This is a genomic window from Streptomyces sp. NPDC098101 (assembly GCF_044760185.1).
Taxonomy (GTDB): domain Bacteria; phylum Actinomycetota; class Actinomycetes; order Streptomycetales; family Streptomycetaceae; genus Streptomyces.
In genome coordinates this window covers 1,388,382-1,403,737 of record NZ_JBIWAS010000001.1, presented here as the reverse complement: position 1 = coordinate 1,403,737, position 15,356 = coordinate 1,388,382, and the positions used below count along the sequence as shown (strand labels likewise).

The following is a 15,356-nucleotide window of genomic DNA, read 5'->3' as shown; positions in this document are numbered from 1 at the left end:
CGCCGCACAGAAGGAAATTGGCGTCCGTCATCGCAGCGGAGGGGGCGGGTTGGTCGTCGCGGCGCCCCGGCCCGGTACGTCCACGGGAGAGGCGGGCCCCGGCGACGCGCACGTCCGCGAAGAAGGCCCGGCCCCTGCGACGCGTACACCCGCAAGGATGAGACGTCGCAGGTCACCGCTCCACCTGCGCCCTTCGGACGAGGGGGCGTAGGACAGTGGGCGGACGATCCGCCGGGCTCTTTCGAGCAGGGAAGACCAAGGGAACCAGATGGGCCGACGCCTGATGCTCCGCTGCCGTCACGTCCTCCTCCTCGTGGCGCTCGTCGTCGCGACGGCGGTCGCGCCCGGCGCGCTCTCTCCCGGGGGCGGGGCCGTCTCCGCCGCCGCGCCCGCCTTCGACACGGCGCCCGCGCGGGCGAGTCTGGAGCGCCTGCTGTCCTCGCGGGCCCGGCAGTTCGTCCTGGTCCCCGTCGCGCGGCCGGAGTCCGGCGACTGGTTCGCGGTCTCCGGCGGGGCGGGCCGGATCCAGGTGCGGGGCACCTCGCCCGCCACGCTGCTCGCCGGGGCGGGCTGGTACCTGGAGCGGGTCGCCGGGGTCGACATCGGATGGCCCGGCGACAGCCTCGGCCGGCTGCCCGCCGTGCTCCCCGGGGTCCCCGGGACCCTGATCCGGTCGGCGAACGTGCCCCACCGCTACGCCCTGAACGACACCGACGAGGGCTACTCGGGCGCCTACCGGGACTTCGACGCGTACCGCCGCGACATCGACCTGATGGCGCTGCACGGCGTGAACGAGGTCTTCGTGCCCACGGGGGCCGAGTACCCGTACCACCGGGCGCTCCAGGAGTTCGGCTACGACGCCGCCGAGCTGCGGCGCTGGATCCCCGCCCCCGCCCACCAGGCCTGGTGGCTGCTGCAGAACATGTCGGGCTTCGCGGGCCCGGTCTCCGAGCGGCTGATCGAGGACCGCGCGGCGCTCGGCGGCCGGATCGCGCGGCAGCTGCGCTCGCTCGGGATGACCCCCGTGCTCCCGGGCTTCTTCGGCACCGTGCCGCCGGGGTTCGCCGCGCGGAACCCGGGGGCGGTCACCGTCCCGCAGGGCAAGTGGGTCGGCTTCGACCGGCCCGACTGGCTGGACCCGACCGGCCCGGTCTTCGACCGGCTCGCCGCCGCCTACTACCGGGTCCAGCGGGAGCGGTTCGGCGACAGCGCCATGTTCAAGATGGACCTGCTGCACGAGGGCGGCACCCCCGGCCCGGTCGACGTGGCCGCGGCCGCCGGGGCCGTCCAGCGGGCCCTGGAGACCGCGCGCCCCGGCGCCACCTGGGTCATGCTCGGCTGGCAGAAGAACCCGACCGCCGCGTTCCTGAGCGGGGTGGACCGCGACCGGGTCCTGATCGTCGACGGCCTCTCCGACCGCTACGACGGCCTCGACCGCGAGGCCGAGTGGGGCGGCACGCCCTACGCCTTCGGCTCGATCGCCAACTTCGGCGGCCACACCAGCATCGGCGCCAACACCGGCGTCTGGGGCGAGCGCTTCCACACGTGGCTGACCAGGCCCGACTCCGCGCTGCGGGGCATCGCCTACCTGCCGGAGGCCACCGGCGGGAACCCCGCCGGGTTCGACCTGTTCACCGAACTCGCCTGGGAGCCGGGCCCCGTCGACCAGCGGGCCTGGTTCGCCGCGTACGCGGACCGGCGCTACGGCGGGGCCGACCCGCACGCGGCCGCAGCCTGGGAACAGCTGCGCCTGGGCCCGTACGGCATGGCGCCGGGGACGTGGAGCGAGCCGCAGGACGGCCTCTTCACCGCGCGGCCGAGCCTCACGGCGACCAGGGCCGCCCGCTGGAGCCCGGCCTTCTCGCGGTACGACGCGGCCACCGTGGAGCGGGCGCTGTCGGAGCTGCTGCGGGTCGCGCCCGCGCTGCGGACCACGGACGCCTACCGGTACGACCTGGTGGACGTGGCGCGCCAGGCGCTCACCAACCGCGCCCGGGTGCTGCTGCCGCGGATCAGGTCCGCGTACGAGGCGAAGGACCTGGAGCGGTTCCGGGCTCTGGTGCGCGAGTGGAACGCGAGCACGGAGCTGCTCGGGCGGCTGGTCGGCTCCGACCGGCGGTTCCTGCTCGGCCCGTGGCTGGAGGACGCCCGCGCCTGGGGCGCCGACCCGGCCGAACGCGATCGTCTGGAGTACGACGCCCGCTCGATCCTGACCACCTGGGCCGACCGGGGGCCGAGCGAGACGGGGCTGCGGGACTACGCCAACCGCGAGTGGGACGGGCTCGTCCGGGACGTCTACGCGCCGCGCTGGGCCGCGTACTTCGCGGGTCTGGACAGCGCCCTGGTCACCGGCACCGCGCCGGTCGCCGTCGACTGGTTCGCGCGGGACGACGCCTGGGCCCGGGAGCACCGGAGCTACCCGACCGCGCCGACCGGCGACCCCCACGCGCTCGCGGAGGAGGCGCGGGCGTTCCTGGCGGCGGCGTCCACGGCCTGAAGGACGCCTCCCGGCACCGGATCACGGCCCGTCCGCGTAGGCTTCGACCGGTACGACGGACGGGGCAGGGGGCGAGGCGCATGTCGGAGGAGACGGCCCGGAGGTGGGGGTCGACCCTCGATTCGGTCGTGGTGTACGCGCAGGGCGCGGTCTGCCGCCGGCTGGCCCGGGGCGCCGTGCCCCCGGACGGCCGGGTGCGGGTCGCGGGACTGCCCCGCACCCTGGATCCGGGCTCGCTGCGGGCCCGGGTCCTGGGCCCGGCCGGTGTCCGGGTCACCGAGGCCCGGGTGGCGGTCGCGGCCGCGCCGCTCGACGGCGACACGCCCGACGAGCTGCGGCGCGAGGTCGAACGGCTGCGGGACGCGTACGCGGCGGTCGAGGCGCGCCGGGACCGGCAGCGGACCCTGATCGAGGAGGTCACGGGGCTGCACCCGGTCCCTCCGGCCCGCAAGCGCGAGGACCCGCACCGCCGGACCGCGGTCGACGCCTGGCTGGACCTCGCCGACTTCGTCGACGAGCGGCTGGCCCGCCTGCACGCGGGGCTCGGGGACGTCGAGGAGGAGCTGCTCCGCGCCGAGCACGCGCTCTCCGTCGCCGCCGACCGGCTCGCCCGGGCCTCCACCGACGCCCCCTCGTCGCACGTCGAGACCACGGTCTCCGCCCTCCTGACCCTCGACGGCGCGGCCGGCGGGGAGGCTCCGGCGGAAGTGGAACTGGAGCTGGAGTACGGCGTGCCGGGCGCCGTCTGGGTACCGGCCTACCGCCTCTCGCACCGCCGGGGCGACGACGGGGGGCAGTTGGTGCTGCGCGCCTCGGTCGCCCAGCGCACCGGCGAGGACTGGACCGGGGTGCGCCTCGCCCTGGCCACCGCCGACCTGCGCCGCCGCACCGACCTGCCCCGGCTGCGTTCGATACGGATCGGGCGCCGGCAGGCGACCCCCGCGCCGTCCGGCTGGCGCGAGCCCCCGGCGGGCCTCGACGACCTCTTCGCCGGGTACGAGGCGGCCGGGCCCCGGCCCGTCCCGGCCTCCTCCCGACTCGGCGGCGCGGCGGGATCCGCGGCCGTGCCGGTCGCGGCCGGTCCGGTCCCGCCGCCGCCCCCGGCTCCCGCGTCCCCGGCCTTCGCCGGGCCGCCGGCCCTCACCGGAGCGCCCCCGCCGCCCGGCGCCGCGTACGGCTTCGCCCCCGATGCCTACGGCGGGGCCCCGGGATCCGCGCCGCAGGGCTATGGCGGAGCCCCGGGACCGGCACCGCAGGGCTACGGCGGCGCACCCGGGTCCGCGCCGGGTTCCGCCCGGCGTGCCATGGCGCCCGCGGCGCCCGGCGCGCTCGCGCCCGCCCCGGCGCCGCCACTGCCGCCGTCCGGTCCGCCGCGGCCGAGCGGCGACGAGCTGGACTACGCCTCCCTCGTCCTGTCCGGCCCCGACGACCGGGGGGCGCGCCGGGGACGGCTGTTCCCGGACTCCTCCTCCGACGCGGTGGCGACCGAGTACCGCCGTCGTGCCGAGGGGGTGGCCGCGCTGCCGCTGCCCCGGCATGCCGTGCGCCCCCGCGAGTCGGCGGGGTCGTTCGACCACCGCTTCGACGCCGCCGCCCGCGCCGACGTCCCGTCGGACGGCACCTGGCACACCGTCGCGGTCGGCGAGATCCCGGTCGGCCTGCGCACCGAGTACCTCTGCGTGCCGTCCGTGGAGGAGACCGTGTACGCGACGCTCGTGGTCTCCAACGCCACCGGCCGGGCCCTTCTGGCCGGCCCGGTGGAGGTCACCGTCGACGACGAGTTCCTGCTGACGGCCGCGCTCCCCACGCTCGCCCCGGGCGGGGTCCGGCGCCTCGGCCTGGGCCCGGCCGAGGCGATCCGGGTGACCCGCCGCAGCCATCTGCGGGAGTCGACCGCGGGCCTGCGCAACAACGTCACCGTGCTCGACCACCAGGTGAGCGTGGAGCTGGCGAACCGCCTCGCCGGGCCCGCCGTCGTGGAGGTCCGCGAGCGGGTGCCGGTCACCTCCGAGCCCGACGTGCGGATCGAGGAGCGGCCCGGCTGGGCGGTGCCCGGGGACGGGCCCGAGGAGCACGCGCCGGGCACCCGCGTCCGGCGGGTCGAACTCCCCGCCGGGGGCACCGCCGTCCTCGAAGGCGGCTACGAGATCCGCATCCCGGCCGGCAAGGCCCTGGTCGACGGCAACCGCAGGAGCTGACCCCCACCATGACCACGGAACCCCGACCGATCGCCCTTCCCGTCACCGCCGTCACCTGTCTGGAGGACCGCGCCCACGTCGAGCGGACCGCCGAGCTGGACCTGGCGGCCGGCGTCCAGCGCCTGCGCCTCGGCCCGATCGGCGCACTAGCCGTCGACCGCACCCTCCACGCCGAGCTGGCCTCCGACCGTCCGGCGACCGTGCTCGGCACGCGGATCGTCCGCACCTGGACGCCGCGCGGCCCGGTCCCCTCCCCCGGCGACGACTCCGCCCTCCGGCTGCGCCTGCACGCCCTGGACCGGGAGCGGGACACGGTGGAGCGGGAGCGCGACCGGCTGCTCGCCCGGCTCGACCTGCTCGGCCGGCTCGCCGCCGACCTGCTGCGGGAGATCCGCGAGGGCGTCGGCTCCGGGGAGAGCGAGAGGGAGCGCTGGGGCCGGGAGCTGGACCGCGTGGACGCCGAGCGCGACACGTACGCCGAGCGGCTCCGGGCCGTCGGCGTCCGGCTCACCGCCCTCGAAACCGAGTACGACACGACCCTGCGGGCCGTGGCCGAGGCCGAGGAGGAGCCCGCCGAGCTGGTCGCCCACGTGGAGCTGACCGTGGAGGCCGCGGAGGCCGGGCCCGCCCGGCTGCGGCTCGGCCACCTCACCCCGTGCGCGCTGTGGCGGCCCGCCTACCGGGCCGTGCTCGACGGCGGCTCCCTGACCCTGGAGACCGAGGCGGTGGTCTGGCAGCGCACCGGCGAGGACTGGTCGGACGTGCGGCTGACGCTGTCGACGGCCCGCTCGGCGCTCGCCACCGAACCGCCGGGCCTGGTCGAGGACCGGCTGACGCTCAGGGACCGCTCCGCCGCCGAGCGGCGCACGGTCGACGTCGAGGTGCGCGAGGAGGCGATCGGGGACCTCGGGCCGGCGCCGGTGCTCGGCCTGCCGGGGGTCGACGACGGCGGCGAGGCGCGCGTCCTGAACGCCCCCTCGGCGGTCTCCGTGCGCGGCGACGGCCGCGCGCACCGGGTGCCGCTCTCCGTCTTCACGACGGACGCGGGCGGCGAGTACGCCTGCTCCCCCGAACTGTCGCCGCTGGTCACCCAGGTGGTGCGGTTCGACAACCGGTCCGGCCACGCCCTGCTGGCGGGGCCGGTGGACCTGGTGCGCGACAGCGGCTTCACCGGTCGCGGCACGCTGGACTTCACCGCCCCCGGCGCCCCGGCGGAGCTGGCCTACGGCAGCCGGGACGACCTCCGGGTCGTCCGGTACGCCGAGGAGTCCCACGACACCACGGGGCTCACCCAGCGGACCGTGGTCACCCACACGGTCCGGCTGCACCTGTCGCGGTTCTCCGCCCCGGGCGAGGAGGGCGAGCGGGTGGTCGCCCTGCGGGAGCGGATTCCCGTCTCCGAGGTCTCGGCGGTGGAGGTGCGGCTGCGCGAGGAGTCCTGCTCCCCCGCGCCGGCCTCGGTGGACGCGGAGGGCGTCGTCCGCTGGGACGTCTCCCTGCCCCCGGGCGGCCGCCGGACGGTCACCCTGGTGTACGAGGTGTCGGCGGCCGCGAAGGTCGTGGGGCTCTGAGGGCGGGCGGCGCCGCCCCCGCGTCGCGGAGGGTCGCCCCGGGGTGACTCCTCGTGGCCGTGGACATGCTTGCGCAGGTTGGTTCCTCATGCCTGATGCACTGCGGCCTCTTCCGGTGCAGACTGTGCAGCAGATGGCGTCACACCCTGTCTGGAGGCCGAAAGAGTGAACGGCGGGAGCGACAGGCGGCGCCTGACCAGCCGCGCCTCGGCCGGGAGCAATCCGTCGGCCCACCATCCGGCAGGCGCGGGCGCGCGGTTCCGCAGGAGCAGGGGTCTGCTGCCGCCCGACCGGTTCACCACCCGCAGTCAGCTGGCGTGGCTGAATTCCGCCACCTCCAGGATCGGCACGACCCTGGATCTGGAGCGGACCGCGCAGGAGCTGGCGGAGTTCACGGTGCCCCGGTTCGCCGACGGCGCCGCCGTGGACGTCCTGGAGAGCGTCCTGCGCGGCGAGGAGGGGGCCCGGTGGACCGGCGAGGGGATGCCCCTGCTGCGGGCCACGGCGCTGTGCGCCATCGAGGAGCTCTCCTCCCTGGAGCCGACCCCGGTGGGCGAGACCTACGTCCGGTCCGAGGAGCGGCACGAGACGCTGCTGCACCGGTACTGCCTGCGGCAGGGCAAGCCGGTCCTGCTGAGCCGGATGCGGGGCGACGACTTCGCCCGGGTCGCGCCGACGGCGAGCGCGGCGGCGCAGATGCGCGCCGCCGGGGTGCACAGCTATCTGGCCGTGCCGCTGATCGCCCGCGGGCTGCTGCTCGGCAGCGCCGACTTCGTGCGCGGTCCGGGGACGCCGCCGTTCTCCTCCACGGACCTGGCCCTGGCGGAGCAGCTGGCCTCGAAGGCCGCCGTCTTCATCGACAACGCGCGGCTCTACGGGCGCGAGCGCGAGCACGTGGTCTCGTTGCAGCGCAGTCTGCTGCCGCGCGCGACCCCGGTGACGCCGGGGCTGCGGCTGCACTCGGAGTACGCGCCCTCGACGGCCGGCCACGGGGTGGGCGGCGACTGGTACGACGTGATGGCGCTGCCCGGCGGGCGGACGGCCCTGGTGGTGGGGGACGTGATGGGGCACGGGCTGCCCGCCGCCGCCACGATGGGCCGGCTGCGGGCCGTCGCCCGCACCCTGATGACCCTGGACATGGCTCCGGAGCGGGTCCTGGCGCGGCTCGACCTGGCCACCCGCGACCTGGAGGACGAGCAGGTCGCCACGTGTCTGTGCGCGGTCTACGACCCGGCGGACTCCAGCTACACGCTGGCCAGCGCCGGGCACCTGCCGCCGCTGCTGCTCGACGGGCGGGGCGCGGCCGACTTCGCGGACGTGCCGGCCGGCGCGCCCCTGGGGGCGGGCGTGATCCCGTACGACCCGATCCGGCTGAAGGTGCCCGACGGCGGTCATCTGGTGATGTACACGGACGGGCTCATCAAGACCCGGACGGAGGACCTGGACGAGCAGCTGGAGCGGCTGCGGTCAGCCGCGCTCGGCCTCACTCCGGGGGCCCTGGAGGCGGGCGGTCTGGTGGAGCGGGCCCCGGCCGGGGCCGAGCGGTTCGACGAGGCGGTGCTCCTGGTCGCGACGGACTCCCCGTCCCCGCGCGACGACCTGCGGGTGTGGGAGCTGCCGAAGGACGGGCGGGCGGCCTCCGTCGCCCGGAACCTGGTCACCGGTCAGCTCGCCGCGTGGGGTCTGGACGAGCTCGCGGACGTCTGCGAGCTGGTGGTCTCCGAGCTCGTGGGCAACGCGCTGCGGTACGGCAACGGGCCGGGCGAGCTGCGGCTCTGGCGCGGCGAGCGGCTGGTCGTGGAGGTCTCGGACACGGGTCCCGACCTGCCGCAGATCCAGCACGCGGACCTCAGCGACGAGGGCGGGCGGGGGCTCCAGCTCATCAACATGCTCTGTCGCCGCTGGGGTTCCTGTCGCACCGTCACCGGCAAGGTGGTCTGGGCGGAGCAGAACGTGCCGGTCGCCCAGGAGTCGTAGCAGAACCGGACAGAGTAGCAGCGCGGCGCCGTTCCCGTACGAAGTACGCACACTCTCCACACACGCGCGAACACATGGGGTAATCATGGGGGCCAGGAGGGAACACCTTGGTCTTCAGTCTGCGACGTCGGCGGAAGCCGGCCCCCGTCGGCGTCTGTCCGTTCACGTCCGACACCGTCCCCGGCCCGGAAGGGCCCCCGCGAGCGCCGGAAGCGGCGCCGCACGTCACCGACCGGCGGGAGGCGGAGAGCTTCGTCCGGCAGTTCCACCAGGAGGAGCCCCGGGCGGGTGACCCGGAGCGCCGGGTCCGCGAGGTCCTCGCCGAGATCGACCGGACGGGCACGTACGAACACACCCCGGAGGAGCTGGCGTTCGGCGCCCGGGTCGCGTGGCGCAACGCGGCCCGCTGCATCGGCAGGCTCTACTGGCGCAGCCTCGTGGTGCGCGACCTGCGGCACGTCGCCTCGGCCGACGGGGTCGCCGACGCCTGCTTCGAGCATCTGCGGCTGGCCGGCAACGACGGCCGGATCCGTCCGGTGATCTCGGTCTTCGCGCCGGACCGGCCCGGCCGCCCCGGGCCCCGGATCGTCAACGACCAGCTGGTGCGCTACGCGGGGCACCGCACCCCGGAGGGGAGCTGGGTCGGCGATCCGCGCGGCGCGGAACCGACCGCGCGCGCCCGCGAGCTGGGGTGGAAGCGGACCGACGACCCCTTCCAGATACTGCCGTTGATGGTGCGGGAGCGTCCGGACGCGCGGCCGGAGTGGTACGAGCTGCCGGACGGGTGCGTCATGGAGGTGCCGCTGCGGCATCCGGACCACCCGTGGTTCGCGGACCTCGGCCTGCGCTGGTACGCGGTGCCGGCGATCAGCGACATGCCGCTGGAGATCGGCGGGGTGCGCTATCCGGCGGCGCCGTTCAACGGCTGGTACATGGGGGTGGAGATCGGCGCCCGGAACCTCGCCGACACCGACCGCTACGACCTGCTGCCGGTGGTCGCCGAACGCCTGGGCCTGGACCGCTCGTCGGAGCGGACGCTGTGGCGGGACCGGGCGCTGGTCGAGCTGAACGTGGCGGTGCTGCACTCCTTCGAGGAGGCCGGGGTGACGATGGCGGACCACCACACCGAGTCCGAGCGGTTCCTCCGGCACATCGACCGGGAGACCCGGCACGGCAGGCCGACCCCCGCCGACTGGAGCTGGATCGTCCCGCCCGTCTCCGGCTCGGCCACCCCGGTGTTCCACCGCTACTACGACCCGGTGGACGAGTCGCTGCGGCCCGCGTTCGTGGCGCGCGAGCGGTAGGCCCGGCGCCCCGCGGGCCGGATGACGCGACGTGGGTGACCGGCTTCCTGAGCACGCGCCAGGAGTCGGTCACCGGCCGGAACTTCGGTGAACTCTGAGTAAATTCGATCACTCTTGATCGCATAAATGGGACAGTTGAACCTTTACTTGGGTGCCGATCCGATCAGGCGAGTTCCTAACTGATCAATCTCGCCTCTATAGTGCCGTCGTTGCGACTCCCTTCCCGCGTGCCCGTTCTCGAGAGTCTGGTTGATGTCGGCGCCGTCCACCCCCTTCCGCCCTGCCCTGCTCGCCTCGTTGCTGACAGCCGCCGCAGGTGGTGCGCTCGCCGCGGCGGCGACCGCCGCGGCGCCGGCCGGGGTCCGTCCCGCGCTCGCCTGGTTCGCCGTCTGCTGCGTGCTGCTGCTCGCCGCCTCGGCGTTCGCCGTCACCTGGTACGGGCGCTCCTCGCGCGCCCTCGGCCGCCGGGTCGAGACCCTCACCGCCGAACTCGCCTCCCGCGAGGCGTACGCCACCGCGGCCGCGGCCTCCGCCGAGCGGGAGGCCACGGCCCTGAAGGAGCGGTACGCGGTGGAGACCGCGGCCGCCGAGGCGGCCCGCGCGGCCCGTACCGAGGAACTGGTCCGCGCCCACGCGGCCGAGACGGCGGAGCTGGCCCGGACCCGGGCCGCCGACGTCGCGCGCCTGGAGGAGAGGCTGCGCCGCGCCGAGTCCGGCCGGTCCGCCGCCATGGCCGCCGCCGCCAACGCCGCAGGCCGGATGCAGGCGCTCGCCACCAGCATGTTGGCCGACCTGCGGGAGATGGAGCACCGGCACGCCGACGAGGACGTCCTGACCGACCTCCTCCACCTCGACCACCGCACCGCCCAGGCCGGCCGGCTCGCCGACTCCATCGCCGTGCTGACCGGAGCGCGCTCCGGCCGCCGCTGGGCCCGCCCGATCGTCATGGAGTCGATCCTGCGCGGCGCCATGGGCCGGATCGGCGGCTACCAGCGGGTGCGGCTGCACTCCAGCAGCGACGCGGCCGTCGCGGGCCACGCCGCCGAGGGCGTCATGCACGCCCTGGCCGAACTCATGGACAACGCCGCGAACTTCTCGCCGCCCACCGCCGAGGTCCACGTCTACGTGGAGGAGGTCCCCGCCGGCGTCATCATCGCGGTGGAGGACAGCGGCCTGGTGATGAGCGACGTCCAGCTGCGCCGCGCCGAGGCCGCCGTGAGCGCGGAGAACCAGGACCTGGCCGGTCTGTCCGGCACCCGGCTCGGCCTGGCCGTCGTCGGCCGGCTGGCGCGCAAGCACGGTCTGACCGTGTCGTTCCGCCCCTCGGCGCGCGGCGGCACCGGCGCCCTGCTGATGCTGCCGCAGGACCTGATCAGCCACGTGCCCGCGGAGACCCCGGCCGCGCCCGCCGCCGCACTGCCCCCGGTGTCCGCCCGCGGCCTGTCCGCGCCCGCGCCCGACCGGGCACCGGCCGAGGCACCGGCGCCGGACCCCGCCGGTGCGCGGGTCCGGGAGCCCGAGACCGTGCACGAGCCCGACACCGCCCCGGACACCGCCGGTGAGGGCACCGGCGAGCACCCGCAGTTCGGCGAGAGCGGTCTGCCGCGCCGCCGTCGCGGCCGGGCCCTCGCCGCCGCCCACCCGGAGGGCCCCGACGCCGCCGCGAAGCCGCGCGCGGCGGGCCCGCGCAGCGGCGCGGCGGCCGGGGCGGCGTCCCGCTTCGGCACCTTCCGCCGGGCCGTCCGCGCCGCCGAACGGTCCGACGCCGGCACCGAAGCCGACGCCTCCCCGGCGTCCGACACCTCCCCGGCGGCGGACGGCTCCCCCGCCGCCCCGCCCGCCCCGTCCGACCAGGCCGGCCGGACGTCCGCCCCCCGGACGTCGCCGTCCTCGAACTCCCCGCACCCGGAAGGCACCCCGTAAATGACCGGCACCACCACCGACGAGAAGCTCAGCTGGCTCCTGGAGGGCCTGCTGGAACGCACCCCGGGCACCCGACACGCCCTGGTGCTCTCCCGTGACGGCCTCAAGCTCTGCCGTACCCCCGAGCTCTCCGTCGACCAGGCGGACCAGCTCGCCGCGATCGCCGCCGGCATCCAGAGCCTGTCGCACGGTGCGTCCGTGGAGTTCGGCGACGGCACGGGCGGCGTCCGTTCCGCGATGGCCGAGTTCTACGGCGGCATCCTGTTCATCGTGGAGGCCGGCGAGGGCGCCCACCTCGCCCTCGTCGCCGACGAGGACGCCGACGCCGGACTCGTCGGCCACAACATGTCCGAACTGGTCGAGCAACTGGGCGAGTACCTGGTCGCGAGGCCCCGGGGATGAGCCGATCCAGGCCGGGCAGGGACGACTCCCCCGACCGGCTCTACACCCTGACCGGCGGCCGCAGCCGTGCCGGGTCCGACGCCTTCGACCTGGTGACCCTCGTGGTCGCCGAGAGCGACCCGGTCCCCGGGATGCAGTCCGAGCACGCCGCGATCCTGCGCATGTGCCGCTTCCCCACGGCCGTGGTGGAGGTGGCGGCCGGACTCGGCCTGCCGGTGTCGATCACCCGGATCCTGCTGGCCGACCTCCACGACACCGGCCGGATCAGCGCACGGCACCCCCGCGCGTCGTACCGCCTTCCCGATCACGACATCCTGGAGCAGGTGCTCGTTGGACTCCGTAACCTCTGAACAGCGCCAGACCCTGCACAGCACCGCCGACAACGGACTGAAGATCGTCGTCGTCGGCGGTTTCGGCGTCGGCAAGACCACCCTGGTGCGCTCGGTCAGCGAGATCCGTCCGCTGAACACCGAGGAGACCATGACGCAGGCGGGCGAGGGCGTCGACGACACCGTCGGCGTCGCCGCGAAGACGGCCACCACCGTGGCCTTCGACTTCGGCCGGATCTCGCTGGACGCCCACAACATCCTCTATCTGTTCGGGGCGCCCGGCCAGGAGCGGTTCTGGTTCCTCTGGGACCGGCTGTTCTCCGGGACGCTCGGCGCGGTCGTGCTCGTCGACACGCGCCGGCTCGCCGACTCCTGGTACGCGATCGACCGCCTGGAGCACCACGGCACGCCGTTCGTCGTCGCCTGCAACGACTTCGGCGGCCCCGCCCACACGACCGAGCAGATCCGCGAGGCCCTCGACCTCTCCGACGGGGTCCCGCTGGTCTTCTGCGACGCCCGGTCCCGCGAGTCCAGCAAGCAGGTCCTGATCACGCTCGTCGAGCACCTGCAGTCCGTCGTCGCCCAGGACCCGACGCCGCAGCCCATCCCGGAGCCCGCCCCGTGACCTGCCCCGTGCCCCATTCCGAGCCCCGGCCCGTCCCGCTGGGCGGGCCCCGGTTCCAGACCGACCCCACCGAGCTGTACCGGCAGATGCGCCGCGAGCACGGGACGGTCGCCCCGGTCGTCCTGGACGGGGACGTGCCCGCCTGGCTGGTCCTCGGCTACCGCGAGCTGCACCAGGTCACCAGCGACCCGGTCCTCTTCTCGCGCGACTCCGACCTGTGGAACCAGTGGGACCGCATCCCCGCGGACTGGCCCCTGCTGCCCATGATCGGCCGCAAGCAGCCGTCCATCCTCTACACCGTCGGCGAGCGGCACCGCGAGCGCGCGGAGGTCGTCTCCGGCGCCCTGGAGGCGATCGACCCGTTCGTCCTGAGGCAGCGCGCCGAGCGGTTCGCCGACGAGCTGATCGACGGGCTGTGCGGCAAGGGCTCCTGCGACATCATCGCCGAGTACGCGATGCTGCTGCCAGTCCGGGTCCTCGCCAGCGTCTACGGCTTCGCCGACGAGCAGGGCCCCGGGCTCGTCAAGGCCATGAACGACATGATCAACGGCCAGGAGGGCGCCCTGGAGGGCCAGCGCCACCTGGGCGAGTCCATGTTCGGGCTGCTCACCGCCAAGGCGGAGGCGCCGGGCGACGACGTCGCCTCGCGGATGCTCGGCAACACGGCCGGGTTCACGGTCGAGGAGGTCGCCCAGGACCTCATGGTGATGCTGGCCGCCGGCCACCAGCCCACCGCCGACTGGATCGGCAACTCGCTGCGCCTGATGCTCACCGACGACCGGTTCGCGGCCTCGCTGTCCGGCGGCCGGCACAGCGTCGGCGAGGCGATGAACGAGGTGCTGTGGGAGGACACCCCCACCCAGAACGTCGCCGGGCGCTGGGCCTCGCGCGACACCCACCTCGGCGGGCGCCGGATCGGCGGCGGCGACCTGCTGCTGCTCGGCCTGGCCGCCGCCAACTCCGACCCGCACGTGCGGACCGACTCCGGCGCGCTCACCGGCGGCAACAACGCCTACCTGTCGTTCGGGCACGGCGAGCACCGCTGCCCGTTCCCCGCGCAGGAGGTCGCCGAGACCATCGCCCGGACGGGCATCGAGGTGCTGCTCGACCGGCTGCCGGACGTGGACCTCGCGGTGCCCCCGGAGGACCTCGCCCGCCGCCCCTCCCCCTGGCTGCGCGGCCTGACCGCGCTTCCCGTGACCTACACCCCGACCCCCGCCCTTGGAGCCCTAGGATGAGCTGCCCGTACGACCACACCGCCGCGTCCGGCACCGGTGTCATCGACCTGGACCCGTTCGTCGGCGACCTCGACGGCGAGAGCGCCCGGCTGCGCGCCGCAGGGCCGCTGGCCCGGGTCGTCCTGCCGGGCGGGGTGCCCTGCTTCGCCGTCACCCACCACGCGGAGGCCCGGAAGCTGCTCACGGACCCCCGGCTGGTCAAGGACATCGATGTCTGGGGCGCCTGGCAGCGCGGCGAGATACCCCTGGACTGGCCGCTGATCGGTCTGGCCAACCCCGGCAAGTCGATGCTGACCGTGGACGGCGAGGAGCACCGGCGGCTGCGCGGTCTGGTCGCGCAGGCGCTGACCGCGCGCCGGGTGGAGCGGCTGCGCGCCGGCATCGAGGCCCTGACCACGGAGATGCTGGACCGGCTCGCGGAGCGCCCGGCGGGCGAGACCGTGGACCTGAAGGCGGAGTTCGCGTACCCGCTGCCGATGAACGTGGTCTGCGAGCTGATGGGCGTCGACCGGGCCGACCAGCCGCGGATGAAGGAGCTGTTCGACAAGTTCTTCTCGACGCAGACCCCGCCCGAGGAGGTGCCGCAGATGATGGCGGACCTGGGCGCCCTGTTCTCGGGGATCGTGGCGGGCAAGAAGGAGGCGCCCGGCGACGACCTCACCAGCGCGCTGATCGAGGCGTCGGAGGACGGCGACCGGCTCACCACGGAGGAGATCACCAACACCCTCCAGCTGATGGTGGCCGCCGGTCACGAGACGACCATCAGCCTGATCGTGAACGCCGTGGTCGCCCTGAGCACCCACCCCGAGCAGCGCGACCTGGTGCTCAAGGGCGAGGTGCCGTGGGAGAACGTGATCGAGGAGACCCTGCGCTGGTCGACGCCCACCTCGCACGTCCTGATCCGGTTCGCCGCCGAGGACATCGAGGTCGGCGACCGGGTCCTGCCCCAGGGCGAGGGGCTCATCGTGTCGTTCGGCGCGATCGGCCGGGACGAGGCGCAGTTCGGTCCGACGGCGGGCGACTTCGACGTGACCCGCACGCCGAACCGGCACATCTCCTTCGGGCACGGCCCGCACGTCTGCCCGGGCGCGGCGCTGTCCCGCCTGGAGGCGTCGGTGGCGCTGCCCGCGCTGTACGCGCGCTTCCCTGAGCTGCGTCTGGCCGTGCCGCGCGAGGAGCTGCGCAACAAGCCGGTCGTCACCCAGAACGACCTCTTCGACCTGCCGGTCGTCCTGGCCTGACGACGGTCGCGCGTGCGCGCGGGAGACCGGGCCCCGTTCTGAGTAGCCGTA

The 15,356-nt window shown here is 75.2% G+C and carries 11 protein-coding genes; all 11 read left to right on the top strand.

The window, feature by feature from the left end; all coding sequences use genetic code 11:
* The first annotated feature begins 268 nt into the window (after positions 1-268).
* The 11 genes from ACIQVI_RS05735 to ACIQVI_RS05685 all read left to right on the top strand — a co-directional run bounded on the left by ACIQVI_RS05735 (position 269) and on the right by ACIQVI_RS05685 (position 15,305).
* Entirely contained in the window at positions 269-2,497 is a 2,229-nt protein-coding gene (locus ACIQVI_RS05735) for an alpha-N-acetylglucosaminidase (RefSeq protein WP_403591446.1), read from the top strand.
* An 80-nt stretch (positions 2,498-2,577) separates the two neighbouring features.
* Entirely contained in the window at positions 2,578-4,695 is a 2,118-nt protein-coding gene (locus ACIQVI_RS05730; protein ID WP_403591443.1) for a DUF4139 domain-containing protein, read from the top strand.
* Positions 4,696-4,703: 8 nt separating this feature from the next.
* Entirely contained in the window at positions 4,704-6,266 is a 1,563-nt protein-coding gene (locus ACIQVI_RS05725; RefSeq protein WP_403591440.1) for a DUF4139 domain-containing protein, read from the top strand.
* 165 nt (positions 6,267-6,431) lie between these two features.
* Positions 6,432-8,243 carry a SpoIIE family protein phosphatase gene (locus ACIQVI_RS05720; RefSeq protein WP_403591437.1) on the top strand — a complete coding sequence of 604 codons (1,812 nt, stop codon included), beginning with the start codon at positions 6,432-6,434 and terminating at the stop codon, positions 8,241-8,243.
* Between the two features lie 107 nt (positions 8,244-8,350).
* Positions 8,351-9,547: a nitric oxide synthase oxygenase gene (locus tag ACIQVI_RS05715; RefSeq protein ID WP_403591434.1), complete on the top strand. Its 1,197-nt coding sequence runs from the start codon at positions 8,351-8,353 to the stop codon at positions 9,545-9,547.
* A gap of 252 nt (positions 9,548-9,799) precedes the next feature.
* Positions 9,800-11,470 carry an ATP-binding protein gene (locus ACIQVI_RS05710; protein WP_403591431.1) on the top strand — a complete coding sequence of 557 codons (1,671 nt, stop codon included), beginning with the start codon at positions 9,800-9,802 and terminating at the stop codon, positions 11,468-11,470.
* Entirely contained in the window at positions 11,471-11,872 is a 402-nt protein-coding gene (locus ACIQVI_RS05705; protein ID WP_030690508.1) for a roadblock/LC7 domain-containing protein, read from the top strand.
* Positions 11,869-12,222: a DUF742 domain-containing protein gene (locus ACIQVI_RS05700; protein WP_121830521.1), complete on the top strand. Its 354-nt coding sequence runs from the start codon at positions 11,869-11,871 to the stop codon at positions 12,220-12,222. Before ACIQVI_RS05705 ends, ACIQVI_RS05700 begins: the two co-directional genes overlap by 4 nt.
* Entirely contained in the window at positions 12,203-12,826 is a 624-nt protein-coding gene (locus ACIQVI_RS05695) for an ATP/GTP-binding protein (RefSeq protein ID WP_121830520.1), read from the top strand. The genes ACIQVI_RS05700 and ACIQVI_RS05695 overlap by 20 nt, the downstream gene beginning before the upstream one ends.
* The gene (locus ACIQVI_RS05690) at positions 12,823-14,064 is read left to right on the top strand and encodes a cytochrome P450 (protein WP_351970760.1); all 1,242 of its coding nucleotides are present in this window, start codon (positions 12,823-12,825) and stop codon (positions 14,062-14,064) included. The genes ACIQVI_RS05695 and ACIQVI_RS05690 overlap by 4 nt, the downstream gene beginning before the upstream one ends.
* Positions 14,061-15,305, top strand: a complete 1,245-nt coding sequence (locus ACIQVI_RS05685; RefSeq protein ID WP_351970761.1) for a cytochrome P450 — start codon at positions 14,061-14,063, stop codon at positions 15,303-15,305. Before ACIQVI_RS05690 ends, ACIQVI_RS05685 begins: the two co-directional genes overlap by 4 nt.
* Positions 15,306-15,356: the final 51 nt, after the last annotated feature.

Bases quoted from the DNA above. Each gene is read 5' to 3' on its own strand.
- ACIQVI_RS05735 (WP_403591446.1), top strand. From the start codon at position 269: ATGGGCCGACGCCTGATGCTCCGCTGCCGTCACGTCCTCCTCCTCGTG.
- ACIQVI_RS05730 (WP_403591443.1), top strand. From the start codon at position 2,578: ATGTCGGAGGAGACGGCCCGGAGGTGGGGGTCGACCCTCGATTCGGTC.
- ACIQVI_RS05725 (WP_403591440.1), top strand. From the start codon at position 4,704: ATGACCACGGAACCCCGACCGATCGCCCTTCCCGTCACCGCCGTCACC.
- ACIQVI_RS05710 (WP_403591431.1), top strand. From the start codon at position 9,800: ATGTCGGCGCCGTCCACCCCCTTCCGCCCTGCCCTGCTCGCCTCGTTG.
- ACIQVI_RS05705 (WP_030690508.1), top strand. From the start codon at position 11,471: ATGACCGGCACCACCACCGACGAGAAGCTCAGCTGGCTCCTGGAGGGC.
- ACIQVI_RS05700 (WP_121830521.1), top strand. From the start codon at position 11,869: ATGAGCCGATCCAGGCCGGGCAGGGACGACTCCCCCGACCGGCTCTAC.
- ACIQVI_RS05685 (WP_351970761.1), top strand. From the start codon at position 14,061: ATGAGCTGCCCGTACGACCACACCGCCGCGTCCGGCACCGGTGTCATC.